The 24,740-nt window shown below is 63.1% G+C and carries 22 protein-coding genes and 2 tRNA genes; 12 read left to right on the forward strand and 12 right to left on the reverse strand.

Annotation, left to right across the window (positions count from 1 at the left end; genetic code table 11):
* Positions 1 to 62: 62 nt before the first annotated feature.
* Positions 63 to 665 (reverse strand): DUF177 domain-containing protein, encoded by a 603-nt coding sequence (locus tag PCA20602_RS02015; RefSeq protein WP_150719737.1) that lies wholly within the window; start codon positions 663 to 665, stop codon positions 63 to 65.
* A 177-nt stretch (positions 666 to 842) separates the two neighbouring features.
* Here PCA20602_RS02015 and PCA20602_RS02020 point away from each other — a divergent pair, with 177 nt between their 5' ends.
* Positions 843 to 1,463 (forward strand): Maf-like protein, encoded by a 621-nt coding sequence (locus PCA20602_RS02020; protein WP_150719738.1) that lies wholly within the window; start codon positions 843 to 845, stop codon positions 1,461 to 1,463.
* Positions 1,460 to 2,176, forward strand: a complete 717-nt coding sequence (locus PCA20602_RS02025; protein ID WP_150719739.1) for an SAM-dependent methyltransferase — start codon at positions 1,460 to 1,462, stop codon at positions 2,174 to 2,176. Before PCA20602_RS02020 ends, PCA20602_RS02025 begins: the two co-directional genes overlap by 4 nt.
* Before the next feature lie 104 nt (positions 2,177 to 2,280).
* Here the strand turns inward: PCA20602_RS02025 and PCA20602_RS02030 are convergent, their stop codons facing one another.
* The 5 genes from PCA20602_RS02030 to PCA20602_RS02050 form a co-directional block, all read right to left on the reverse strand.
* Complete coding sequence (locus PCA20602_RS02030; protein ID WP_150719740.1) at positions 2,281 to 3,333, reverse strand: S49 family peptidase; 1,053 nt, start codon at positions 3,331 to 3,333, stop codon at positions 2,281 to 2,283.
* A gap of 59 nt (positions 3,334 to 3,392) precedes the next feature.
* Positions 3,393 to 3,800: a Rieske (2Fe-2S) protein gene (locus PCA20602_RS02035; RefSeq protein ID WP_150719741.1), complete on the reverse strand. Its 408-nt coding sequence runs from the start codon at positions 3,798 to 3,800 to the stop codon at positions 3,393 to 3,395.
* Entirely contained in the window at positions 3,797 to 4,459 is a 663-nt protein-coding gene (locus tag PCA20602_RS02040) for an HAD family hydrolase (RefSeq protein WP_150719742.1), read from the reverse strand. Before PCA20602_RS02040 ends, PCA20602_RS02035 begins: the two co-directional genes overlap by 4 nt.
* Positions 4,446 to 5,450 carry an RluA family pseudouridine synthase gene (locus tag PCA20602_RS02045; protein WP_069342256.1) on the reverse strand — a complete coding sequence of 335 codons (1,005 nt, stop codon included), beginning with the start codon at positions 5,448 to 5,450 and terminating at the stop codon, positions 4,446 to 4,448. The genes PCA20602_RS02040 and PCA20602_RS02045 overlap by 14 nt, the downstream gene beginning before the upstream one ends.
* 243 nt (positions 5,451 to 5,693) lie before the next feature.
* The gene (locus PCA20602_RS02050) at positions 5,694 to 5,981 is read right to left on the reverse strand and encodes a hypothetical protein (RefSeq protein ID WP_139133187.1); all 288 of its coding nucleotides are present in this window, start codon (positions 5,979 to 5,981) and stop codon (positions 5,694 to 5,696) included.
* Positions 5,982 to 6,072: 91 nt separating this feature from the next.
* Here PCA20602_RS02050 and PCA20602_RS02055 point away from each other — a divergent pair, with 91 nt between their 5' ends.
* From PCA20602_RS02055 to PCA20602_RS02085, 7 genes are all read left to right on the forward strand, one after another.
* A complete protein-coding gene (locus PCA20602_RS02055) occupies positions 6,073 to 9,372 on the forward strand; it encodes an Rne/Rng family ribonuclease (RefSeq protein ID WP_150719743.1) in 3,300 nt (1,099 codons plus the stop codon).
* 244 nt (positions 9,373 to 9,616) lie between these two features.
* Positions 9,617 to 10,744, forward strand: a complete 1,128-nt coding sequence (moaA, locus tag PCA20602_RS02060; protein ID WP_150719744.1) for a GTP 3',8-cyclase MoaA — start codon at positions 9,617 to 9,619, stop codon at positions 10,742 to 10,744.
* A gap of 220 nt (positions 10,745 to 10,964) precedes the next feature.
* Positions 10,965 to 11,783, forward strand: a complete 819-nt coding sequence (locus PCA20602_RS02065) for a hypothetical protein (protein ID WP_150719745.1) — start codon at positions 10,965 to 10,967, stop codon at positions 11,781 to 11,783.
* A gap of 9 nt (positions 11,784 to 11,792) precedes the next feature.
* The gene (mobA, locus tag PCA20602_RS02070) at positions 11,793 to 12,431 is read left to right on the forward strand and encodes a molybdenum cofactor guanylyltransferase MobA (protein ID WP_150719746.1); all 639 of its coding nucleotides are present in this window, start codon (positions 11,793 to 11,795) and stop codon (positions 12,429 to 12,431) included.
* 102 nt (positions 12,432 to 12,533) lie between these two features.
* On the forward strand, positions 12,534 to 13,817 hold the full coding sequence (gene moeA / locus PCA20602_RS02075; protein ID WP_150719747.1) for a molybdopterin molybdotransferase MoeA: 1,284 nt from the start codon (positions 12,534 to 12,536) through the stop codon (positions 13,815 to 13,817).
* 150 nt (positions 13,818 to 13,967) lie between these two features.
* Positions 13,968 to 14,252 carry a hypothetical protein gene (locus PCA20602_RS02080; protein ID WP_039401268.1) on the forward strand — a complete coding sequence of 95 codons (285 nt, stop codon included), beginning with the start codon at positions 13,968 to 13,970 and terminating at the stop codon, positions 14,250 to 14,252.
* A 114-nt stretch (positions 14,253 to 14,366) separates the two neighbouring features.
* The gene (locus tag PCA20602_RS02085; protein WP_150719748.1) at positions 14,367 to 14,861 is read left to right on the forward strand and encodes a GNAT family N-acetyltransferase; all 495 of its coding nucleotides are present in this window, start codon (positions 14,367 to 14,369) and stop codon (positions 14,859 to 14,861) included.
* Positions 14,862 to 14,968: 107 nt separating this feature from the next.
* Here PCA20602_RS02085 and PCA20602_RS02090 read toward each other — a convergent pair whose 3' ends face one another.
* The 5 genes from PCA20602_RS02090 to pncB all read right to left on the reverse strand — a co-directional run bounded on the left by PCA20602_RS02090 (position 14,969) and on the right by pncB (position 21,249).
* On the reverse strand, positions 14,969 to 16,432 hold the full coding sequence (locus PCA20602_RS02090; RefSeq protein ID WP_150719749.1) for a DNA recombination protein RmuC: 1,464 nt from the start codon (positions 16,430 to 16,432) through the stop codon (positions 14,969 to 14,971).
* A gap of 71 nt (positions 16,433 to 16,503) precedes the next feature.
* Complete coding sequence (locus tag PCA20602_RS02095) at positions 16,504 to 17,496, reverse strand: 2-hydroxyacid dehydrogenase (protein ID WP_150720004.1); 993 nt, start codon at positions 17,494 to 17,496, stop codon at positions 16,504 to 16,506.
* A 38-nt stretch (positions 17,497 to 17,534) separates the two neighbouring features.
* Entirely contained in the window at positions 17,535 to 18,953 is a 1,419-nt protein-coding gene (locus tag PCA20602_RS02100; RefSeq protein ID WP_150719750.1) for a sodium:proton antiporter, read from the reverse strand.
* A 236-nt stretch (positions 18,954 to 19,189) separates the two neighbouring features.
* A complete protein-coding gene (locus tag PCA20602_RS02105; protein ID WP_150719751.1) occupies positions 19,190 to 19,852 on the reverse strand; it encodes a LutC/YkgG family protein in 663 nt (220 codons plus the stop codon).
* 191 nt (positions 19,853 to 20,043) lie between these two features.
* Entirely contained in the window at positions 20,044 to 21,249 is a 1,206-nt protein-coding gene (pncB, locus tag PCA20602_RS02110; RefSeq protein ID WP_150719752.1) for a nicotinate phosphoribosyltransferase, read from the reverse strand.
* 320 nt (positions 21,250 to 21,569) lie between these two features.
* Between pncB and fdxA the strand changes: the two genes are divergently transcribed.
* The 3 genes from fdxA to PCA20602_RS02125 all read left to right on the forward strand — a co-directional run bounded on the left by fdxA (position 21,570) and on the right by PCA20602_RS02125 (position 22,237).
* Entirely contained in the window at positions 21,570 to 21,893 is a 324-nt protein-coding gene (gene fdxA, locus PCA20602_RS02115; protein WP_150719753.1) for a ferredoxin FdxA, read from the forward strand.
* A 106-nt stretch (positions 21,894 to 21,999) separates the two neighbouring features.
* Positions 22,000 to 22,075, forward strand: a tRNA-Asn gene (locus tag PCA20602_RS02120).
* 86 nt (positions 22,076 to 22,161) lie between these two features.
* Positions 22,162 to 22,237 (forward strand) — tRNA-Asn (locus PCA20602_RS02125).
* A 270-nt stretch (positions 22,238 to 22,507) separates the two neighbouring features.
* Here PCA20602_RS02125 and oxlT read toward each other — a convergent pair.
* Entirely contained in the window at positions 22,508 to 23,836 is a 1,329-nt protein-coding gene (gene oxlT / locus PCA20602_RS02130) for an oxalate/formate MFS antiporter (protein WP_150719754.1), read from the reverse strand.
* Between the last annotated feature and the right edge of the window lie 904 nt (positions 23,837 to 24,740).

Here is a 24,740-nt window from a genome sequence, read left to right on the forward strand (position 1 = left end):
CGGCCCGACCTGTGCGACTAACGCAAACATGTACTTTGGTGAGCCGGAAATCCGGCCGCACATTACTTTCCGTCCTTGTCCGGCGAGCGCTTGAGCGCTGCCAGCGCCGCGAACGGAGACGGCTTATCCTCTTCTTCCGGTGCCGGGGGCGGTTCCGCCAACCCGTCGCTACCGGTGGCCAGACTATCGTGAACACTCGGACAAACCTCATGTTTCGGGACGATAGGCAAAGCCAACAGCAATTCTTCTTCGATCAACTCGCGCAAATCGAAATGTTTGGAGCCGACCAGCGCTTCGAGTTCATCTTCGTCGAGCGGACGATCTTCCGCGGCCGCTTCGTCGTGCACGATCTCGAAAGTCGTTTCCGAGGCGAGCGGCGCTTCGTACGGTGTCAGGCAGCGCTGGCATTCGAGCCACATCGGCCCTTCGACCGAGAGCGTCAGAAACTGCACCACGGTCGGCTTGCCATCCGCGCGCAGCACCGGCTTTTCCGAACCTTCGGCGCGCCAGTGGAACATGCCCTGCGCACGCCCCGATGCCGAGACTTCGGCAGGCACTTCGGTTACCATGCGCGGCAATGCCGCAAGTTGCACGTCACCTTCCGCCACCCGGCCGGTACGCGCGAATTCGAACAGATCGACGATATATTCGTTCATCACGCTCATCCTTGCCTTGGCGCATCTGGCCGCATTTCAACGTCCCCTGCCACTCGCAGCGCCTTGATCCGACGCCACTTTCGAGCGTTCGAATCGGTATCGCGCAGACTGGCGGGACCGAGCGCCAGATTGCAAAAGCCGTGAATTCTAAATAGTTTTTCGTTTCTCGTCAAACACTTAAACCCGATGACCGTACAGCCCCTGCCACCGCTGATCCTGGCCTCCGGATCGCGCTATCGCCGTGAACTGCTGGAGCGCCTGCGCTTGCCGTTCTCGGTCGATGTTCCGGACATCGACGAAACCCCCATTCCCGGCGAAACGCCCCATGAGACGTCGCTGCGCCTGTCGCGCGAAAAGGCACAGGCCGTGGCGATCCGCCATCCGGGCGCCGTCATCATCGGCTCCGATCAGGTCGCCACCTTCGAGGGTCGCCAGATCGGCAAGCCCGGGAATTTCGAGAATGCCATGACGCAACTGCGCGACATGCGCGGCAAAGTCGTCGAATTCCACTCGGCGCTTTGTGTCCACGACGCCCGCACCGCTCAGAGCCAAGCCACAGACGTCGTCACACGCGTGAAGTTCCGCGATCTGCCTGACGACGTGCTCGCCGCCTATCTCCATGCCGAAACGCCCTACGACTGCGCGGGCAGCGCCAAATCCGAAGGATTGGGCATCATGTTGCTCGAAACCATCGAAAACGACGATCCGACGGCGCTCATCGGTCTCCCCCTGATCGCCCTGACGACGATGCTGATGCAGGTCGGCATCGCCCTTCCGGGCCCCGGTCTGAACGGAGCGACGGCATGAGCGGCACGCTGTATCTGATCCCCAACACTCTCGGCACGAACACCCGCGGCGGCTTGCCGGCCGTGCTGCCCGAGGAAGTGCGCGCCGTGACCGCCGGCCTGAAGTATTTCGTCGGCGAACAGGCCAAAAGCACGCGCGCGTTCCTGAAGCTGGTGGGCGTGAGCACCCCGATTCAGGAAATCGACATCCGCGAACTGAACGTCAATACGCCGAACGCGGCGATCGATGCCCTGCTCGCGCCCATTCTCGCCGGCGCAGATGGCGGCCTCGTGTCGGAAGCGGGATGTCCGGCCGTGGCCGATCCGGGCGCATTGCTCGTGCGACGCGCCCACGAAAAGGGCGTCCGGGTCGTACCGTTCGTCGGTCCCAGCTCGATTCTTCTCGCCCTGATGGCCAGCGGCCTGAACGGCCAGAGCTTCGCCTTCCACGGTTACCTGCCGACCGATGCGGGCGAGCGTAGCAAGCGTCTGCGAGAACTGGAACAGCGCTCGCGCAAGGAAAAGCAGACGCAGATCTTCATCGAAACGCCCTATCGCAATAAAGCCATGCTCGACGCGCTGCTGCAAAGCTGCGACGCCTCGACATTGCTGTGCGTGGCGGTCGATGTCACGCAAGATGGCGAGCAAATCGTGGCGCACCGCGTAAAAGGCTGGCCGCATGCGAGCGTCGATCTGCACAAACGGCCCGCGATCTTCCTGTTTCTGGCGCAATAACAGCCCGAACCGAACAACCAACAAAAACCCCACGGACATCCGAATTTCCGTGGGGTTTTGCGTCTATTACCGGCATCTTCGCCATCGATCAGGCGAAAACCGCATTATTTCATTGTCAAGGCAGTGCCCATGAGCATCGTCTTCATGGCTGCCGTGCCCACGGCCGCACCGAAGCGACGCGCCATGCGCTCAGGCAGATTCTCCTTGACGGTGTAGTCGACGAGATCGGGCGCCTTGAGCATGTCGCGAGCCACCGAATCGACCGTACCCAGACCGTCCGCCAGCCCAAGCTCCACGGAACGCTGCCCCGTCCAGAACAGGCCGCTGAACAGATCCGGATCGTCCTTCAGGCGGTTGCCACGCCCTTTCTTGACCGCACCGATGAATTGCTGGTGCACCTGCTCAAGCATGTCGAGGGCGTACGTCTTCTGCTGATCCGTCTGCGGTGAGAACGGATCGAGGAAGCCCTTGTTGCGGCCCGCCGTCAGCAGACGGCGCTCCACGCCCAGCTTGTCCATCAGGCCGGTAAAGCCGAAACCATCCATCAGCACGCCAATGGACCCGACGATGCTCGCCTTGTCCACGTAAATCTTGTCGGCCGCCGCTGCCACGTAATAACCGCCCGAAGCGCACATTTCCTCGACGACGACATAAATCGGCTTCTTAGGATATTTCGTGCGCAAACGGGTGATGTCGTCGTAGATCATGCCGGCTTGTACCGGACTGCCGCCAGGGCTGTTGATCCGCAGAATCACTCCGGCAGCCGACTTGTCTTCGAACGCCGACTCCAGTGCCGCGTTGATTTTCTGCGCGCTGGCCTGACCGTCCGCCGAAAGCTCACCGCTCAGCGAAACGAGCGCGGTGTGCTTGCCCGAGGCCGATCCGGCCGACGTCGTACTGCCGCCGTCAAAATCGAAGATCGACCAGACGGCGAACGCGATGATCGCCAGAATCAGCAGCCGGAAGAAAATCTTCCACCGGCGCGCCGCCCGCTGTTCGCGGATACCCGCCATCAAGACCTTTTCCAGCATCTCGCGCTCCCAAGGCCTGACCTCATGGGGATCGCGGACCGCACCGCCACCGGTGGGCGGACGCCCGCCAGGCGGCGGAAAACCGGGTTCGGTGCGAGGGGAATCGGGCGGCAGAGAGTCGGCCATACGTTATCCAGGACTTGGGAAATTGACGTTAGAGACGTGTGAGACCGGATGCCGCGCGCTCACGAAGACGCCGCTGCCGGGGCCTCAATATAAGTGTCGGGCCACCAGACCACGGTCGTGGCCTCGCCCGGTGCCGCAGCGGGCTGCTCCTCGACGCGAACCGCCTGCAAGGCGCCACCACGACACGGACCACCGACACACAACCCGGTGTCCGGCTCGTAGGTCGCGCCATGCGTCGCGCACATCAAGTATAAGCCGCCCGTCTCGAAGAACTGCCCCTCGGACCAGTCGAGCTCCATCGGCACATGTGCGCACTGATTGAGGTAACCGTAGACACGCCCGTCATACCGGATCACGAACGCTGGCGTAGGACGCCCGCCCACGCGCACCTCGAAGCGCACGCCGCGTCCGCCGTCTTCGAGGACGTCACCCGGACAGATCGGCAACGGTACGGCAACGTCGCTCACACGCGCTCCAGTAACCAGTCGCGCAGCTCGGCCACGCTTGCCGCGCAGTAGGCGGGTTCGAGCGCCACCAGTTGCTCACGCGGATGCGCGCCACCGTAGGCAACGCCCACGCCGGCAGCCCCGGCGCTGCGCGCCATCTGCAAATCGTGCGTCGTATCGCCGATCATGACCGTACGGCGCAGATCCTGACCCAGTTCGCGCGTCAGTTCCTGCAACATGGCCGGGTGCGGCTTGGAAAATGTCTCATCCGCGCAACGCGTGGCGTCGAACATCCGCATCAGCCCTGCCGATTCGAGTGCGCGGTTCAGGCCCACACGGGATTTGCCCGTGGCGACGGCCAGAAAACGTCCCCGCGAGCGCAATTCTTCCAGCAGCTCGCGAACGCCGGTGAACAGCACCGTCTCCTTGTCGCCCACGAGATAGTGGAAGCGGTAGCGCTCGGATAGGCGCGGATAGTGCGCAGGATCGAGCGACGGGACGGCCATTTGCAGGGCGTCACGCAGCCCGAGGCCGATCACATGGCTCGCGAGTTCGTCAGTCGGTACCGGCAGACCGAGATCCCGGCAGGCCGCCTGGATGCAGCGGGTAATCGTGGGCGTCGAGTCCATCAACGTCCCGTCCCAGTCGAACACGACCAGGTCAAATTCAGGGCTTGGCATCGGCGGTGGTGGTTCGAAGTTGATTCAGGAATTGCTCACATTCTGGCGGTAACGCCGCTTCCAAGGCAATCGGCGTATCAAGTACCGGGTGCGTGAACTTCAACCGGTAAGCATGCAGGAACATCCGCTTGATGCCCGGGCGCGCATTCGGACGCGCCAGATTCTTGTTCAGCGTGAAGTCGCCGTACTTGTCGTCGCCCACGATGGGCGTGCCGCAATGCGCCAGGTGAACGCGAATCTGATGGGTGCGCCCCGTTTTCAGTTCCGCTTCGAGCAACGTATAAGGCGGAAACGATTCCACCATGCGAAATACGGTGTGCGATGCCTGGCCGTCTTCCTGCACCCGCACCCGGCGCTCGCCCTCCGCCGTGACATATTTATATAGCGGTGCTTTCACTGCGCGCTGACGGTCGCGCCATTCGCCGGTGACGCAAGCCAGATAGCGCTTGTCCATCCGGTTGTGACGAATCTGCTCGTGCATGCCAACGAGTGCCGCCCGCTTCTTCGCGAGCAGCAGAATGCCGGACGTTTCACGGTCCAGCCGGTGTACCAGCTCCAGGAATTTCAGATGAGGCAACGCCCGGCGCAGTTGCTCGATTACCCCGAACGACACCCCGCTGCCGCCGTGCACAGCCACGCCGGCCGGCTTGTCGATGGCCATCAGATAGTCGTCTTCGAAGAGGATCGGGAAACTTGCGGCCGGTACGTGGGCTTTCGCCTCGGGATCGGGCGTCGCCATCCGGACGGGCGGTATGCGGACGATATCGCCAAGGACGAGTCGATAGGCTGCGTCTACCCTTCCTTTATTTACGCGGACCTCACCGCTACGCAGAATGCGGTAAACGTGGCTCTTGGGAACCCCTTTGCACTCACGCAGGAGGAAATTGTCGATGCGCTGACCGGCCGAACCATCGTCGACTTCGACGAGCTTGACCTGCGGCGCGGACGCCGGCGCAACCATTTTCTGCCGACTTTTGCCTAACTCATTCATTATGAATATAATTTGTCCGACAGAGATGGCGGTAGCGGGAATCATGCCAAATCCCCACCTCTGTCCGGTGCATACCCCAAAACGGTATTTTACTTGCACCCCGGGCAGGCTGCTCGTCCGGTGACCCTGGAGCAGCGAGCGCACGCACGTCACGCAGCGTCGGCAGGAAGTCGGCCCATAGGCCGCTTCGGTCGCAGCGCGCGGGACGCGGATAGAGTTGGTGGTTATAGAATTTTTTGGTGATCAGCCCGGACGACATTGCCCGAGCTGATCGCTTTGTGAATATCGTTCGCGCAAAAAGTCGAAGTGAGGCGCCGTCACAAGAAGAATAAGTGTCGGCAGGCGCCCCGAGAAAACGCTGATGAAGTTTCTCGTCCAGTTTCTCTTGGTATGGACTGCAAGCCCGAAGTGATCCGCGCCGAGCCGGAATTTTTCCGGTGGCCCGGCGGATCCGGGTGAGCGCGAAAACGTATTCCTGGCGCCATAGCGTCCGTCGGCCTCATCGCCCGGACCCCCCGGCAATTCTTCCACCCCCGGCTCGAACCTCGCGTGTTGGATAACTCGAGTGATACGTGCCCGACGCACTGCGCATTGGCAACTGCGGCGGGTGGGAGTCGTTTTCATGAAACGCATGTTGTTCAACGCCACGCAGCAGGAAGAACTGCGCGTGGCAATCGTCGATGGGCAGAAACTCATCGACATCGATATCGAGACGGCCGGACGCGAACAGCGTAAAGGCAATATCTACAAGGGTATTATCACCCGTATCGAACCCTCTCTCGAAGCCTGCTTCGTCAACTACGGCGAAGGCCGCCATGGCTTCCTGCCGTTCAAGGAAGTCGCCCGCGCGTACTTCCGCGAAGGTGCCGATGTGCGCAATGCGCGCATTCAGGACGCCCTGTCCGAAGGCCAGGAACTCATCGTTCAGGTCGAAAAGGAAGAGCGCGGCAACAAGGGCGCAGCCCTCACCACGTTCATTTCCCTGGCCGGCCGCTATCTGGTGCTGATGCCGAACAACCCGCGTGGCGGTGGTGTTTCGCGTCGTATCGAAGGCGAAGACCGTCAGGAACTGCGCGAGACGATGGGTCAGCTCGAACTGCCGGAAGGCATGAGCATCATCGCCCGCACCGCCGGTATCGGCCGCTCGGCCGAAGAACTCCAGTGGGATCTGAACTACCTGCTGCAACTCTGGCACGCCATCGAAGGCGCCGCCCATAACATCGAACTGCCGCGCGACTCGGCGCTGATCTATCTCGAGTCGAGCCTCGTTATTCGCGCCATCCGCGACTACTTCCAGCCGGATATCGGTGAAATCCTCATCGATACGGAAGAAATCTCCGAACAGGCACGCAACTTCATGCAGGTGGTCATGCCCGACCACCTCAACCGCGTGAAGCAGTACCGTGACGACGTGCCGCTGTTCTCCCGCTTCCAGATCGAACACCAGATCGAGACGGCCTATTCGCGTCAGGTGCCGCTGCCCTCGGGCGGCGCGATCGTGATCGATCACACCGAAGCGCTCGTCTCCATCGACGTCAACTCGGCACGCGCCACCAAGGGCGCCGACATCGAAGAAACCGCCCTGCGCACCAACCTGGAAGCTGCCGACGAAGTCGCGCGCCAGTTGCGTCTGCGCGACCTCGGCGGCCTGATCGTGATCGACTTCATCGACATGGAGTCGGCCAAGAGCCAGCGTGAAGTCGAACAACGTGTCAAGGATGCGCTCAAGCACGACCGTGCGCGCGTCCAGATGGGCAAGATTTCGCGTTTCGGCCTGATGGAGCTGTCGCGTCAGCGCCTGCGTCCGTCGCTGTCGGAAGGCACGCACGTGACCTGCCCGCGCTGCAACGGCACCGGCCACATCCGCGACGCCGAATCGTCGGCGCTGCAAGTCCTGCGCATCATCCAGGAAGAGGCGATGAAGGAGCACACGGCAGCGATCCACTGCCAGGTGCCGGTCGAAGTCTCGGCGTTCCTGCTCAACGAAAAGCGTCAGGAAATCAACAAGATCGAAGCGCGCTTCAAGGTTGGCGTGCTGCTGATCCCGAACAAGCACCTCGAAACGCCGCATTACAAGCTTGAGCGTCTGCGTTTCGACGACCCGCGTCTGGATGCCCCGAAGGCCAGCTACGCGCTCGCCGAAGAGGCGGCCCGTTCGCTGGAAGAAGATCCGGCCGGTTACAGCAAGAAGAAGGAAGATACGCGTCCGCGTCAGGAAGCGGCCGTCAAGGGCATCACGCCCGAGCAGCCGGCACCGGCCGCACAGCCGCGTCCGGAACCGGTTGCCGCAACGGCGCCTGCCGCAGCCGCACAGTCCAGCGGTGGCGGTTTCTTCGGTTTCCTCAAGCGTCTGTTCGGCGGCGGTGCTGCCGCACCGGCACCCGCGAAGGCCGAAGAGCCGGCCAAGCCGACGGCTCGCCCGCCGCGTGAGCGTCACGAGCGTCCGCATCAACAAAACCGCAATCGTCGTGGCAACGCCCGCGACGACAACAAGTCGGGCAAGGACAACGCCGGTCAGCCGGTGCGCGAAGGTCGCGGCACGCGTCCGGAACGCGCGGAGCGTGCAGACCGTGGCGAGCGCAACGAACGCAATGAGCGTCAGGAAGGCCGCGACAACCGCGATAGCCGGGATAACCGCGACAAGCGCGAGCGCGACGACGCCCAGCGTCAACCCGCACAGGACGTGCGTGCCGAGGAAGGTCGCGAGCCGCGTGAAGGCCGTGAGCGCGGCAGCCGCCGTGAACGCGGCGAGCGCCGTGACCGCCGTCAGGGCGAAGGCGCTGAAGGCCAACAAGCCGCACCGCAACGCGTCGCTCAGGCCGCAGCACCGCTGAACGCCGAGCAAGAACCGCTGGATCAGGATCGTCTCACGGCACAGGTCGAAGGCGCACCGCAAACGGCGGGCGAAGAAGGCGAACAAGGGGGTGAAGAGCGCCGCCGCAGCCGTCGTCGCGGTCGTCGTGGCGGCCGTCGTGAGCGTGAAGCCGGCGAGCAGCAACTGAATGCCGACGGCGAGCACATCGAGACGGAAGGCGCAGAAGCGCTGGAAGCCGAGAAAGGTCCGCACGCCCTGGTGCTGAGCGACAACGCAGTTGAGAATGCTTCGACCGAAACCCTCGCCCGTGCCGCAGCGCCGGTAGCAGCGCCTGAGTTTGCAGCCGCCGCCACGCCGGCACCGACGGCACCGGCGGCTCATGCCGAACCGACGCCGGTGCGTGCCGAGCCCATGGAAGCCCCGGCAGCGCCGGTCGCCACGGTGAGCGAAGCCGCCCCTGTCGCTACGCCGGAAGTGCCGTCGCACGTTATCGCCGAGCCGGTCGCACAAGCACCGCAGGTGGGTGCGCCCGTCGCACCGATCAACGTTGCCCCGCTGCCCGCGGCCGAAGTGGCCGCCGCACCGGTCGTGCCGCAGGTCAGTGCCCCGCTGCCGGTCACGTCGGCTGCGCCGGCCCAACCGACGGTGCCGGCCGGGGCCCTCGCCGAGATTGCCGCCACGGCCGCTGTCGCAAGCGCCCCGGCAGATGTCGCACCGGCAACGCAACCTGCGCAAGCCGCCGCTGCCCCGATCGAAATGGTCGAGACCGCGAAGCCGGTGCAGGCCGCACCCGAAGCACCGGTGCAGGTGAGTACGGCAGTGCCGGTCGCCCCGGAAGCCGCTGCCGCCGCAACGGAAGTCGTGACGCAGGCCGTCGCACCGGCCGCCGCTGCTCCGACGCTGGAGCGCGGTGCACTGGAATCGACGCTGGCAAGCGTCGGGCTGGTGTGGGTTCACACGGATGCCGACAAGCATCGCGCCGCCAAGGAAGCCGCTGCGCAAGTCGCACCGGCACCGCACGTGCCGCGTGAGCGCCGTGCGTCGACGCCGCTCAACAGCGGTCCGATGGAGCAAGTGGAAACACGCTCGGCCAATCACGTTGCCTGACAGGCACGTGTGAGGTAGAAAAAGGAGGCTTCGGCCTCCTTTTTTGCTTTTGGGGGCGACGTCACGCGATACAACCCGCATTGTCCCGACTTGTGCCAACCGCACACGCCCCGTATCGTCTGCCTCAGTACGGGTTTGACGTCTCACAACGAATTCTCGGTACCGTTATCCGATGCCCGATGGGGTCGCCTCGGCGACATTTGGGCCAATTCGTTAGAATGGAGACGCAAGCTAAGGCCCCACCATGACTGAAACGATCATCAGACTCACCGATTTGCGTAGCGACGCCCGTTATGCGACGCACTCGCCGCAGATCCCCGCACAAGTGCGCACCGCCACCGGCCATCTCGAAGATGCGTTGGCGCGGCCCCTGCACGACCTGCGGATCTCGGTGACCGATCGTTGCAACTTCCGCTGCGTCTACTGCATGCCGAAGGACGTGTTCGACAAGGACTACGCCTTCCTGCCGCAATCCTCCCTGCTGTCATTCGAAGAAATCGAGCGTGCTGCGCGCCTGTTCGTCGAACATGGCGTGGAGAAGCTGCGTCTGACGGGCGGAGAGCCGCTGCTGCGCAAGCACATCGAACGCTTGATCGAAATGCTGGCCCGTCTGCGCACGCCGTCGGGCAAGCCGCTCGACATCACGCTCACGACCAACGGCTCGTTGCTGGCACGCCGGGCGCAATCGCTCAAAGATGCGGGCCTCACGCGCGTTACCGTCAGCCTGGACAGTCTGGACGATAAGATTTTCCGCCAGATGAACGACGTCGACTTCCCCGTCGCGAACGTGCTCGAAGGAATTGCCCAGGCGCAGCACGTCGGCCTCGGGCCGGTCAAAGTCAACATGGTCGTCAAGCGCGGCACCAACGATTCAGACATCGTGCCGATGGCGCGTCATTTTCATGGCAGCGGTGTCGTGCTGCGTTTCATCGAATACATGGACGTCGGCACCTCCAATGGCTGGCGCATGGACGAAGTCCTGCCGTCGGCCGAGGTCATCGCGCGTCTGAACGACGCCCTGCCAGTCGAGCCCATGGAGCCGAATTACCCCGGCGAAACGGCACAACGCTGGCAATATCGCGACGGCGGCGGTGAAGTCGGCGTCATTTCGTCCGTCACCCGTGCATTTTGCGGCACTTGTTCGCGTGCCCGATTGTCTACGGAAGGCAAGCTGTATCTCTGTCTGTTCGCCAGCTCGGGGTATGACTTGCGAACGCTGCTGCGTAGCGGCGCGAGCGACGCGCAGATCTCGACCGTCATCGGCGACATCTGGCACGCCCGCACCGACCGTTACTCGGCCTTGCGTACGGCGGCCACCGGCCTGCCGGAAAACGCACCACCGAAAGTGGAGATGTCTTACATCGGCGGATGAAAGTCCGGGACACGGCCGGACCGCGACCAGACATGCCTCAGTGATCTGATTGCCCGGTTACCCCGCGATCGTCGACGCTTCCGCACCCCTTTCGATTTACCGAATTCCTTCTCGACTCATGATTGCTTTTGCCCCGGGCGCCAGCCGCGCCCGAGACACCCTCACCGTCCCAGCGTCCAGCGCCGCGTCCGCCCCCCATCAAGGCGTGCGTCACACACGCGTGAGCCGCCCTTCGCATCGCATGCAGCGCCTCGTTGCCGCCAGTCTGAGCGCGCTGACGTTGCTGTTAGCGGCGTTCGCGTCCACTGCGGCCTACGCTGATTGCGACCCATCCGATCGCAACATCGCCAATCACCTGATGACGTACAGCGGTCAGCTCGGCGAGCGCAATCCGCTGCGACTCGTGCTGCGCCCCACCTCCGGCGGCAAACTGGAAGGGCGCTACGCCAACGCGTCGTCGCAAAGCGATACGCAGCTCACCGGCAAGATCGATAGCAAGTCGCATGTGCACCTGACCGAGTTCGACGCCGGCGGCATGCCGCGCGCGACCTTCGACGGCGAATTCGCCTCGGCGGACGACGTCAATCGCCAGCAAGGTGCATCGGCGGCATGCGAAGTCATTTCGGGCCAATGGAAGGACTTGCGCAGCGGCCGCACGGTGCCGTTCGAGCTTGCGCTGTCCAGCATTCAGACGGGCAAGATCGACCATCTGTACGGCGTTGCCGGGGTGAGCGACGACGAAACCGTCAATCGCGCCGCCACGCAATTCCGCAAAGGGGTGCTCGACGACCGGCGCGATGTCGTCGCACAATCGATCCGTTACCCGTTGCATGTCTCTCTGCGGGGCAAGACACTGATCCTTCGGAACCCGAAGTCGTTGCTCGCCCGCTATAACGAAATCTTTTCCGACGGATTCGTTCGTACCATCGGTGCCGCCGTGCCTCGACTGATGTTCGCGCGCGATCAGGGCGTGATGCTTGGCGACGGCGCCGTCTGGTTCGACGCGGCGGGTCGCGTCATCGCCCTTAACCGCCCCTAACCCCTTCCCATGACGACAACGTCCATCCTGCGCAGCGACATCACCGGCCTGATCCTCGCAGGCGGGCGTGGGCAGCGTATGGGCGGACGCGACAAAGGCCTGCAACGGCTCGCCGACCGACCGCTCGCGGCCCATGTCATCGAGCGCCTGCGTCCGCAGGTCGGTGCGTTGCTCATCAGCGCGAATCGGAATCTCGATGCCTATGCGGCATTCGGCGCAGACGTCGTGAGCGACGAGACGCAGGACTTCGCAGGACCGCTCGCGGGCATGCTGGCCGGCTTGCGCGCGGCACGTACGGAATATGTCCTCACCGTGCCGTGCGACTCGCCCTACCTGCCGACCGATCTCGGCGTTCGGCTCAGCGCCGCACTCGACGTATCGGACGGACGCGACGTCTCTCCCGGCATCCCGGCAGCGCGACCGCTGGCCGCTTATGCCGCGACGGCACAAGGCCCGCATCCGGTATTTGCTCTTTTGCACCGCTCGCTGGCCGACGATCTCGCGGCCACACTGCGCGCCGGGGAGCATCGCGTGCGAGCGTGGCTCGCGCGCCACAAGGCCGTACAAGTTAACTTCGGTGACGAGCGTCCGTTTTACAATGTCAACACGCTGGACGACCTCCATACCGATTCGCCGCGCGCCCGCTAAGACATTCCGGGCACCGACGCGGCCCGATTCGTCGCCACCGCATTTTTGAGATCCATGCATGTGATGCATGCAGCACATGTGCCGGATGACGACGCCATACCGATGACAACACTAGACGACGCCTTGGCCGGCTTGCCGGACTACGACCCCAACCATATGACGGTCGAAGCGGCGCGCGCCGTCATTGCGCGCACCGCGAGCCCGGTGTCCGCCATCGAGCAGGTGGCGGTACGCAGTGCGCTGGGCCGCGTGCTCGGTCGCGATGTCGTTTCTCCGCTCGACGTCCCCGCTTTCGAAAACGCCGCCATGGATGGCTACGCCTTCGCCGGCAGCGCGCTGGCGGCTGGCGGCGAAGTGCGTCTGCGCGTGGCGGGGCGTTCTTTCGCGGGCCGTCCGTTCGATGGCGTCGCCGCTGCCGGTGAGTGCGTGCGCATCATGACCGGTGCGCTGCTGCCGGCCGGTTGCGACACGGTCATCCCGCAAGAACAGGTGCAACGCGAAGGCGACACCGAATTCATTCGCTTCGACGCCGGTGCCGTTACGCCCGGCCGTCATGTACGCCATATCGGGGAAGACCTGGCCGCCGGTCATCCGGCGCTGCACGCGGGCAAGCGTCTTCGTCCGGCCGCCCTCGGTTTGCTCGCATCGCTCGGCATCGCCGAAGTGCCGGTGCGCCGTCGCATACGCGTGGCCTTCTTCTCGACCGGCGACGAACTGCGCTCCGTGGGTGAGCCGCTCGTGCCCGGCAATCTGTACGACAGCAATCGCTACACGCTCTTCGGCATGTTGCAACGGCTGGGCGTGGAAGTGCTGGATTTGGGCGTCGTGCGCGACGACCCGCAAGCCATCGAAGACACACTACGTACGGCATGTCGTGAAGCCGACGCCGTCATCACCTCGGGTGGCGTGTCAGTCGGCGAGGCCGATTTCACACGCGAAATGATGACGCGTCTGGGCAACGTGGTGTTCTGGAAGATGGCGATGCGCCCGGGCCGGCCGTTCGCATTTGGCGAACTGGAAAGTGAAGGCAAGCGCGCCTTGTTGTTTGGTCTGCCGGGAAATCCGGCCGCAGTGATGGCGTCGTTCTACCATCTCGTGCGCGACGGACTATTCGTGCTGATGGGCGCCGAACCGCAAATCACGCCGAGCCTGCCCGTGCCGACGGCAACCGCCATTGCCAAGCGCCCCGGGCGCACCGAATTCCTGCGCGGCATTCTGGCCGTCGATGCTCAGGGCCGATGGCAAGTCACCGTCGCCGACGCACAGAGTGCAGGCATTCTACGCACGATGAGCGAAGCGAACTGCTTCGTGACGCTCGGCACCGAGCGTGGTGACGTGGCTGCCGGTGAACTGGTCGACGTCATTGCCTTCGACGGGCTGGTCTGACGTTCGCCCTTATTCGAATCGACTAGATCCACCGAACGCGAGTCTGTACACGAATTTCACCCCAAAAGCGAAGCAACGAATCAGCAAAACATTGCCCGCGTCGGCGCTTCGACGACACGGGCGCCACACAAGCCGAAAGCACACACGTCAATGACAACGAAAAAACAGATCACGTACATCAGTCCCGGCCAGACGGCCAAAGCACTGGTGCTGGTCTACCTCACATTCAGCATCCCGCTCGTTCTGCTGGCATTCCTCGCGGCGTTCATCCGCTACGGTGAGTTGCCGGGCCTGGCGATCATCTCCGCACTGGTGCTTAACGCCATCGTGGGCTTCGTGCTGCTCTGGATCGCCTGCCACCTTTACAACTGGGTGGCGGTCAAATTCGGCGGCATCGAAATCGCACTGAGCGACGCTCCCGAAGAAGAGTACTGAGCGTCCCGACGTCGATCCACGTCGTTCCGGCGGCGACTGACGGCGGCCTCATCCCCGCCGCAGCGCCGCTTTTCTCATTTTTCAGCCCCCTCCCACGTCTCTTGCGCTCCGACCATGTCCCTGACCCTGCGTACTGCCACTGCCGACGACGTCGGCGCCATTCATGGCCTGATGCGAGAACTGGCCGTCTTCGAAAAGCTGCTGGATATCTTCGAAGCCACGCCCGAGAGCGTGCACGAAGCGCTGTTTGGCAAGACGCCGGCCGCAGAATGCCTGATGGCGGAGTGGGATGGGCAGCCGGTCGGCTACGCGCTGTTCTTCCACAATTTCTCGACCTTCCTCGGACGGAGAGGTCTGTATCTGGAAGACGTCTACGTGCAGCCGACGATGCGAGGTCGTGGCGTGGGACAAGCGCTGCTGCGTCGGCTCGCCCGCATCGCCATCGAGCGCAACTGCGGACGCTTCGAGTGGACGGTGCTCGACTGGAATCAGCCGGCGATCGATTTCTACACATCGCAAGGCGCGACGGTATTGCCCGACTGGCGCGTGGTGCGTATGACCGGCGATGCGCTGACGCAATTCGCGAAGCAGGACGACGGCGCGCAGTGAGCGCTTAGTGGCGTCGTGCGCATGCAGACGCCACCTGACTCAACCGCGAACCGTCCTGAAGTCCTCTAGAGCCTCGACTATCGAGGTTCCCGAGGCCTTCGTACCGCTCAGGCGTCCTCGTCCGGGTCCAGTTCCACACCGAGCAATTCCACGGCCTGATCGCCGGGCAACGCCTCCACGGCCTTGAGTTGACGGGCCATGGCACGGGTACGGACTTCGGCTTTGTCGATGGAGCGCGTGACTGTCTCCAACTGCGATTTCGTCTTGGCGAGCACGTCGCCAAACTTCGTGAACTCCGTCTTCACTGCGCCGAGCACCTGCCAGACTTCGCTGGAGCGACGTTCGATCGCCAGCGTGCGGAACCCCATCTGAAGACTGTTGAGCAGGGCCGTCAGCGTCGTCGGCCCGGCCACCGTCACGCGATATTCACGTTGCAGCAGATCGGAGAGGCCCGGGCGCCGCAACACTTCCGCGTAAAGTCCTTCCGTCGGCAGGAACAGCAGCGCAAAGTCCGTGGTGTGCGGCGGCGCCAGATACTTGTCGGCAATCGTCTTCGCCTCCAGACGAATGCGGGTCTCCAGCGCCTTCGATGCCTCCTCGACCGCGACCGGATCGGCACGCTCCTGCGCGTCGAGCAGACGCTCATAATCTTCGCGCGGGAACTTGGCGTCGATCGGCAGCCAGACCGGCTGATGGCTCTCGCCGTTCTGCCCCGGCAGCGCAATAGCGAATTCCACCCGCTCGGTGCTGCCCGGTCGGGTTGCCACGTTCTTCGCGAACTGCTCGGGCGTGAGCAATTGTTCGAGCAACGCCTGCAACTGCACCTCGCCCCAAGTCCCTCGCGTCTTCACGTTGGTCAGCACACGCTTGAGATCGCCCACCCCGGCGGCCAGCGTCTGCATCTCGCCCAGCCCGCGATGCACCTGTTCGAGACGATCCGAGACCAGCTTGAACGACTCGCCCAGACGCTGCTCCAGCGTCGCGTGCAGCTTCTCGTCGACCGTGCGGCGCATCTCTTCGAGCTTCGTCGCGTTGTTGACTTCGATGTCCTTGAGTTTTTGTTCGAGTGTTGCGCGCACTTCGGCCAGACGACGTTCGTTGCCCTCGGCGAGTTGCGTGAGTTGCTGATGCTGCGCCTCACCGAAACGCCGGAGTGTCGACGCCTGTTCCTCGCGCATCTGCTGAGCGTTGAGCACAAGACTCTGACGTACGGCCTCGATCTGCGTGGCGTTCGACTCGGTGAGCTTGGCGAGTTGCTGCGCGAAGCCGTCGATCTGACTGTTCTGGACGGTGGCCACGCTCGTCATCTGTGCGGCGAGTGTCTGCTGGAACTGCGCCATTTGAGCGCTCTGCTCGCCCCGTCCCGCGCGGGCCGTCTCTGCGAACTCCTGACGCAGCCCTCGCTCGCTGCGATCCGCCGCGTGCAGCAGATCGTCGCGCACCTGAGCGAGCGAATCGACGAGCGTGTCGCGCAACGACGCGTCGCCGCCGCGTTGCCAGACCTTCACCGCAAGCGCGATCATCACCAACAAATTCAGCGCCGCCAGCGCCACCAACACCATCTCGACCATCGCCTTGCGACTCCCGTTGACTCTTGCCTTCCGACGCTTCCGACGCTTCCGAGGCCCCCGAATCTACCGACCTACGCCCGACGCGCAGCAGGGTTGAGCAGACACGGCGGCTTACCGGCCGCCGCGCCGAAGCCCAGCGCCGCAATCAGATTGTCGGCCGCGAGACTCGCCATGCCACGACGCGTTGCCGCCGACGCACTGGCGATATGCGGCGTCAGCACGACATTCGAAACCTTGAGCAAGTCGGGATGCACCTTCGGTTCGCCTTCGAACACGTCGAGCCCCGCAGCGGCAATCTGCTTTTTCGCCAGCGCTGCGGCCAGCGCCGTATCGTCGACGATGCCGCCGCGTGCCAGATTGATCAGCGTGGCCGTCGGCTTCATGAGCGCCAGTGCTTCGGCATCGATCGTGTGATGCGTCGCCGCCGAATACGGCAGCACGAGAATGACGTGATCGGCGGTTCGCAGCAGCACATCCTTATCGACGTAGCTCGCCTTGCATGCGGCCTCCGTCTCGGCATCCAGACGCGAGCGGTTGTGATACACCACTCGCATGTTGAAGCCCATCGCGCGACGCGCAATCGCCTGCCCGATGCGCCCCATGCCGATGATGCCCAGCGTGCTGCCGTGCACATCGGCGCCGAGGAACATGTCGTATGCCCACTTATCCCAATGCCCTTCGCGCAGCCAACGCTCCGACTCGGTGACACGCCGCGCCGTCGCCATCAACAACGCCCAGCCGAAATCGGCGGTCGTCTCGTTGAGAACGTCGGGCGTATTCGTGGCCATCACACCGGCCGCCGTCATCGCGTCGATATCGAAGTTGTTGTAGCCCACGGCCATATTGGCCACCACACGCAGATTCGGCGCGCCAGCGAGCACGGCGGCATCGATACGCTCGCTCGCCGTGGTGATCGCGCCCGCCTTGTCGGCCAGCCGTACGCGGAGTTCGTCGCTCGAAAACACCGTGTCGGCATCGTTACGCTCGACATCGAAGTACTGCGCCAGACGCTCGATCACGTCCGGGAAAATGGCTCGGGCTACCAGGATCTTCGGTTTCACCAGTTGTCTCGCAGAGATTGGCCGCGTGGCAATATCGCGGCTCAGAAAAATATGAGGGTCATCAGGACGAACAGCGGCAGCAGAATCGCGCCCGACCACAGCATATAGCCAAAGAAGCTCGGCATGCGAATGCCGCGTTGCTCTGCAATGGCTTTCACCATGAAGTTCGGTGCATTGCCGATATACGTGTTGGCGCCCATGAACACCGCCCCCGCCGAAATCGCCGCCAGCGTTGCGGCGCCGGTCGTCATCAGCGTTGCGGCATCGCCACCCGCCGTATTGAAGAACACCAGATAGGTCGGCGCGTTATCAAGGAACGATGACAGCAGCCCGGTCGCCCAGAAATACATGACGTTGTCAGGCGCGCCGCCCGGCCCCGTCACCAGACGGATCACCCAGCCCAGCGCCCCCGCCTCGCCCGCCCGCAGGATCGCGACCACCGGAATGATCGTCAGGAAGATGCCGGCGAACAGCTTCGCCACTTCCTTCATCGGCTCCCAGTTAAACCCGTTGCCTTCGCGCGCGGTGCGCGGCGTGATGGCCAGCGACATCAGCGTCACGACGATCAGACCGGCATCACGCGCGAGGTTTTGCAGCGCCACTGGGGTGCCGAACACGTCGAACTCGATGCCCGGTTTCCAGATGCCGCTCATCAGCACCAGCCCCACGGCCGCTGCCAACAGAATGAAGTTGCGCTTGCCTTCGAGTCGCACGGGCGCGGCATGCGGCGTCGGATCCAGCGCGTCGATCTGACGCTCGGTCTTCTGACGGAAGTAATACGCGTCGATCACGAAGAACAGCACCAGCAACACCGTGCAGATGAACAGCGTCTCAGGCCAGATATGCGCCGTCGTCCAGAAGAAATCGACGCCTTGCAAAAAGCCGAGGAATAGCGGCGGATCGCCCAGCGGCGTGAGCGAGCCACCCGCATTTGCCACCAGGAAGATGAAGAACACCACGACGTGTACGTTGTGCTTGCGGTTGTCGTTCGCACGAATGAGCGGACGAATCAGCAGCATGGCGGCCCCGGTCGTTCCCATAATGCTCGCGAGCACGGTGCCCAGCGCCAGCAATCCGGTATTGAGCCACGGGCCACCTCGCAGGTTACCGTGCACGCAAATACCGCCCGCAGTGGTGAACAGCGCCGTGAGCAGCACGACGAACGGAATGTACTCGGCGACAACGGCGTGAACGGCGCCATACCAGGCAGCGCCCGCGCCGAAGACCAGCGCGAACGGCAGCAGAAATGCCGCGCCCCAGAACGCGGCGATCTTGCCGAAGTGGTGATGCCAGAACGCCGGCGCGAGCAACGGCCCGAGCGCAATCGAGAGCAGCAGCCCCGCGAACGGCGCGCCCCACCAGGCGACGAGTTGTGCGCCGTCCGGTCCCGCAGCGAACGCCGCAGGGCTCGCCAATGCCAGCCCGGCCACAGCCAATGCCCCCCAAATCCCCTTATGCATTGTTTCTGGTTCCTAGTGATTGATGGTCGACTGCGTACGAGTCGTCATCCGCGCAAGAGTGCCCATCGTCGCGTTAGCTTGGGAGATATCCCAAAGCAAAGTAAGGAATCGCCCGAAAACGTCGAACCCATCGACCTTGGGGCGTTTTCCGAAAGCCTTGCATCCCGCGATCGTGTAAGCGCGCGAGCGGAAAAGCTTCGTGGCCGATCAGCGCCGCCGCGGCGGCGCAGCGTCAATCAGGCGCCGTCGACGATGATGAGGTGAACGCGGTACGGGCCATGCGCCCCGAGCACCAGCGTTTGTTCGATGTCTGCGGTACGCGACGGTCCCGCAATGAAATTGGTGGCGCGCGAGAGCTGACCGCGCTCGCTGCGCATGAGCGCGAATCCGTCTTCATGCCCGGCCACGACGCGCGAAGCAGGCACAACGGCAATGTGCGTCTCGGGCAACAGCGTGGCTGACGCAAACGTCTCGGGGCCCGACATCATCATGAGTGCGCCGGTCTCAGCAATGGCGCAGAAGCAGCCGGTAATGCCGACGAGATCGTCCCCGTGCGGCTTGCGAAATTCGACGTGACATCCGGCGCCGGTCCAGTCCAGCTCTCGCAGCGTCGGCCAGCCGACGGCCTGCGTCGTGAGACCGTTCGCCTGCAAATACGTGGCGGCAGCCGCCGGTACGTCCTGCATGGCGGGCACGCGGGAAATCGTCGTAGAAAGGGCTTCGGCCTTGGCAATGAAGGTCGCGATGAGATCGGCGGACATCGCCGGACGCGGCCCTTGCGGGTGTCGCGCCAGATAATCCTCAGCCGCCGCCTGCTCGTTCGCACGTGCGACATCGTGGCGATGTTGTGCGTTGCGAATGCGGGCAAAGATGCGATTGCGGGCGTCTGAGGTATCCATGAGCTGTCCTGTGAAGCCAACGCGCCGGTCTGCGGCCGACGTCGTCACGTGTCGTCTCTCGAGGCCGCCGGCACTCGGTCCGGCGGGCGATGGGCAATTATAGCGGCTGGGCAACGCCGCGCGACCGGCGTTCGCGCACTATCGGAATCGTCTGCCCGTGCGCTCGGACCGCACCCCAGGCGTCCACGCCGTCAGTTTCCCTTGGACGAGATCGGCGCGGGCTCCGGCGCAATGTCGAAGACCTGCCGCAGGTAGGCCAGATAAGCATCGTCGTCGCACATGTTCTTGCCCGGCGAATCGGACAGCTTTGCCACCGGCTGGCCGTTGCAACGCACCATCTTGATGACGATTTGCAGCGGTCGATAGCCCAGATCGTTGGTGAGGTTGGTGCCGACACCGAACGCCAGCCTGCATCGATCGCGAAAGCGTTCGAACAGTTGCAACACCTTGGGAATGTCGAGGCCGTCCGAGAAGATCATGGTCTTGGTGCGAGCGTCGACGCGGTTTTGCGCGTAGTGCTCCAGCAGGCGCTCGCCCCAGGCGAACGGGTCGCCGGAGTCGTGACGCGCGCCGTCGAACAGCTTGCAGAAGTACATGTCGAAGTCGCGCAGGAAGGCGGACATGCCGTAGACGTCCGAGAGCGCAATGCCAAGGTCGCCGCGATATTCCTTCGCCCACGTCTCGAAGCCGAATATCTGCGAATCGCGCAGACGAGGGCCCAGCGCCTGACACGCCTGAAGATACTCGTGCGCCATCGTGCCAAGCGGCGTGAGGCCGAGCTTCGATGCGTAATACACATTGCTCGTGCCCGCAAACTGCTCACCGAGTTCGTCGCACAACGTCTGAATGACTTCCTGGTGCCACTCTTTGGAGAAGCGTCGACGCGTTCCGTAATCGGCGATCTTGCAGTCACGGAAGTCCGGCCGCTCGGCCAGCATGCAGATCTTGTCCCTGAGTCGCTGACGGCCTTCCTCATACGCCGGCGTACGCTGGGTATTGCGGAAATACACCTCGTTGACGATGGCAAGCACCGGAATCTCGAACAGAATCGTGTGGAGCCACGGCCCGCGAATCGTAATGTCGATCTCGCCGTTGCCTTTGGGCGACGGCTGCACGGTGATGTACTTCTCGTTCAGGTGGAACAGATCGAGGAAGTCGATGAAATCGCTCTTGATAAAGCGCATGGCGCCGAGATAGCGCAATTCCGACTCGGTAAACCGCAGCCCGCACAGCAGGCGGATTTCGTCGCGAATCTCATCGACGTAGGGAGTGAGGTCGACGCCGTCGGTGCGGCACTTGAAGCGATATTCGACCTGCGCGGCGGGGAAATGGTGCAGGACGACCTGCATCATCGTGAACTTGTAGAGATCGGTATCGAGCAGCGACGTGATGATCATGACGACAGGCTCCGCGAGGAGCGCTCACGAGAAAGCATCGGACGCTGCCGGGTGCGCACATGCGGATGCGGGATTCGCACGTTCATACGGCGCGAGGCAGCGCACAGGAACATCGAACATCGTACCGCAAAGCGGTGTCACGCATGACGTCATGGCCCATTTCGTACAATCCGACATGGTGCCGGTGCCGTTTGTGCCGGAATGAAACGCAATGCCGGCTTCGTCGCCCAGCTCTCGCACCTGTGAACGCGGGCTGCGCTACAATACCCGTTTTAACGGCCGATCGAAGCCGTTTCGCGCCCTACTCCGGAGTTGTTGGCATGACGCACGTTGTCACCGAAAGCTGCATCAAATGTAAATACACCGACTGTGTGGACGTTTGCCCCGTGGATTGCTTCCGCGAAGGCCCGAACTTCCTCGTCATCGATCCGGACGAGTGCATCGATTGCGCGGTCTGTGTGGCCGAGTGTCCGGCGAATGCCATTTATGCCGAAGAAGACGTGCCGGGCGACCAACAGCACTTCACCGCGCTGAACGCCGAACTGACGCCGGGCTGGCCGAGCATCACCAAGACGAAACCGTCGCTGGCCGACGCCGACGACTGGAAGGACGTCAAGGAAAAGCTCCATCTGCTCGAGCGCTGATCCGCGAGCGTGACTCTGGCGGCTTTCTCGCTGTGAACGCAGAAAAAATGCGTTCCCGGTGTTGACAGTGTGTAAAAACCGCCACTATAATCGCTTTCTCTTTTGATCCCCGATAGCTCAGTTGGTAGAGCGCCGGACTGTTAATCCGTAGGTCCCTGGTTCGAGCCCAGGTCGGGGAGCCAAGAATACCGAAGCGATGGCCTCGCTACAGCGAGGCCTTTGTTTTAGTCGACATACCGCGATGGCGATGTGCGACTGCCAAGTTTGATCCTCGATAGCTCAGTCGGTAGAGCGCCGGACTGTTAATCCGTAGGTCCCTGGTTCGAGCCCAGGTCGAGGAGCCAAAACACGAAAAAGCCCGTCTTTGACGGGCTTTTTTCGTTTTCTGCGTCCGCGCAGCGAGCGAGATGAGTTTTCTAGCTGGCCCATCGTCTATCTGACGTCTATCCGATCGATGGATGAGACGGCCACACAACGGCGCCTCATCACCCCAACGAAAACGGGGCGCCATCGCTGGCGCCCCGCTTCTGTCCTTCCGACGGACTCACGTCTTACCTCATCTCAATCACCGGCCAGATGCCTCACGGCAATCTGTCCGATGTCGAGCGTGACACTCACTCGCTGGCCGGTGCGCCGATGGCAACCGACGGGCTTGTGGACGCTTGTGCAGCGCTATTGCTGTTCTCCGACTCGATCCAGCGACGGCGCATCGGTGCGAGCAGGAACTTCGCCGCCACCGCCGCCGTGATGCTGATCACCGCAGCCGCAATGAACACACGATCCCAGTGACCGCCCACGGCGAGCACCGAAGCCAGCGGCACCAGCAAGGCTGCCGTGCCCTTCGCGGTGTACAACGTGCCCGCGTTCGATGCCGCATTCTTGCTACCGAACGTATCGGCACACAGCGCCGGGAAGATCGAGAAGATTTCGCCCCAGCACAGGAACGTCATCGCAGCGAAGAACACGAACATGTACGGGTTCTGACCGAAGTGCATCAGGCCCAGCATCGCCACCCCTTCCCCAAGGAAGATGATGAACATCGCGTTCTCACGGCCGATCTTGTCCGAGACGAAACCACACAGCGGACGCGTGAAGCCGTTGCACAGGTTGTCGATCGACAGTGTCATCGTCAGCAGCGGCAGCGTGGCGCCGAACAGCGTCATCGGCATCGATGCAATGCCATAGTCCTTCGCGATCGGCCCGATCTGTGCCGTCGCCATCAGACCGCCAGCGGCCACGGCAACGAAGCAGACGTAGATCACCCAGAACACCGGCGTGCGAATCATCTGGCCCGACGTGTAATCCTGCTTCGTCGCCAGATTGCGGCGCGACGCACTGACACCCTTCGGTGCACGCGGCTTGACCAGCAACAGCGCGAGGATGAAGATCGCCACACCCTGCACGATACCGAAGTTGAAGAAGGCCGCTTCGTAACCCGATTCGCGAATCATGTTCGCAATCGGAATCACCGTGATGGCCGCACCGGCACCGAAGCCTGCTGCCGTCAGACCGGCAGCCAGACCGCGCTTGTCCGGGAACCACTTCAGCGCGTTACCCACGCAGGTGCCATACACGCAACCCGCACCGATACCGGCGATGACAGCGGCCGTGTACAGCACGGTCAACGTCTCGGCGTACGAGTACATGATCCACGACAACGCCACGCAAATCGCGCCGCCCGCGACCACCGGGCGCGGCCCGAAGCGATCGACCAGCCAGCCCTCGATCGGGACCAGCCACGTTTCCACCACGATGAAAATCGAGAATGCCACCTGAATGGCCGCCACACCCCAATGGTGTTTGGCTTGCATCGGCTCGACGAACAACGTCCACGAATACTGCAAATTGGCCACCAGGCCCATACAGATGATGCCGATCACCAGTTGTGACCAGCGCCCTCCCAGAAAAGAGGTCTTCTCCTCCGGTTGCGCAGCTGCTTGCATGACTTGCCTCCTGTTCCTGTCAGACGATTGACGCCGACCCGCGATTCGTTGTGCGGTGCCCGACGTCATCGCGTGCTGCCGCGCGTCCCCGACGGGGATATGCGCAGACGGCACGCCTCCTGGCGTTGCGTGCGGCTCATGCTTGGCCGCTTGATCGCGGAGCACTGCCTGGCGGCAGGCTCGCAGGGCTTAAGCCCCGGCTGACTGACTCTCGGAAGTGCCAAAGGACACTTCCGGCCCCCACCTCGGCGCGGCGACGCAGACTTTTCAGGGTCCGCGCCGGCAAGTTGCCGGCTGCCAAGGGGTGACTGGTAAATAAATTCGAGTGCGGACCGGCTTGCGCTGTCGGCGTATCACGATGGATCGCATAGATCGCATCGCAAGCCAGATCCCATCACTCAGGCGGGCGCGCCTCGCGGACGCGTGATCGCCAGATCGCCTGCCCGGGACAGGCAGCAGGCCGGTGAGGAACACCCCAGCGCACGAACGACTTCCGTGAACACTGAAGGCGGATACGACAGGGCAGCCGGTGCGTCACAACCGTCGCACGAGGACTGCCCGAAAGAAAATGCGTGCTTACCCAACTGATGTCTCCGATGAATGCCGTGCCGACTCGACCACCACCCGGCAATTTCACGGGCACTTCCAGGGGCCGGTTCGTCACTTTGAATCTGATATACAAGATTCAATATATCGAATTAAGTATTTTTTATGGTTCCAAAATTAGTCCATGGCCGAACCACTGTCAACCCGAGAGCGCCCGCATACGGGAGACAAACGCCGGGCACGCGAGGGCGACTGCGCGTTCGCTGGTAAGCGCTCGATAACTTGAAAACCGAGGTAAACCGTGCCATTGCGGGGTGCGACACCCCTGGGAGACGAGGGGACGGCATTCAGGCGACGG

Source organism: Pandoraea capi (assembly GCF_902459735.1).
GTDB classification, from domain to species: domain Bacteria; phylum Pseudomonadota; class Gammaproteobacteria; order Burkholderiales; family Burkholderiaceae; genus Pandoraea; species Pandoraea capi.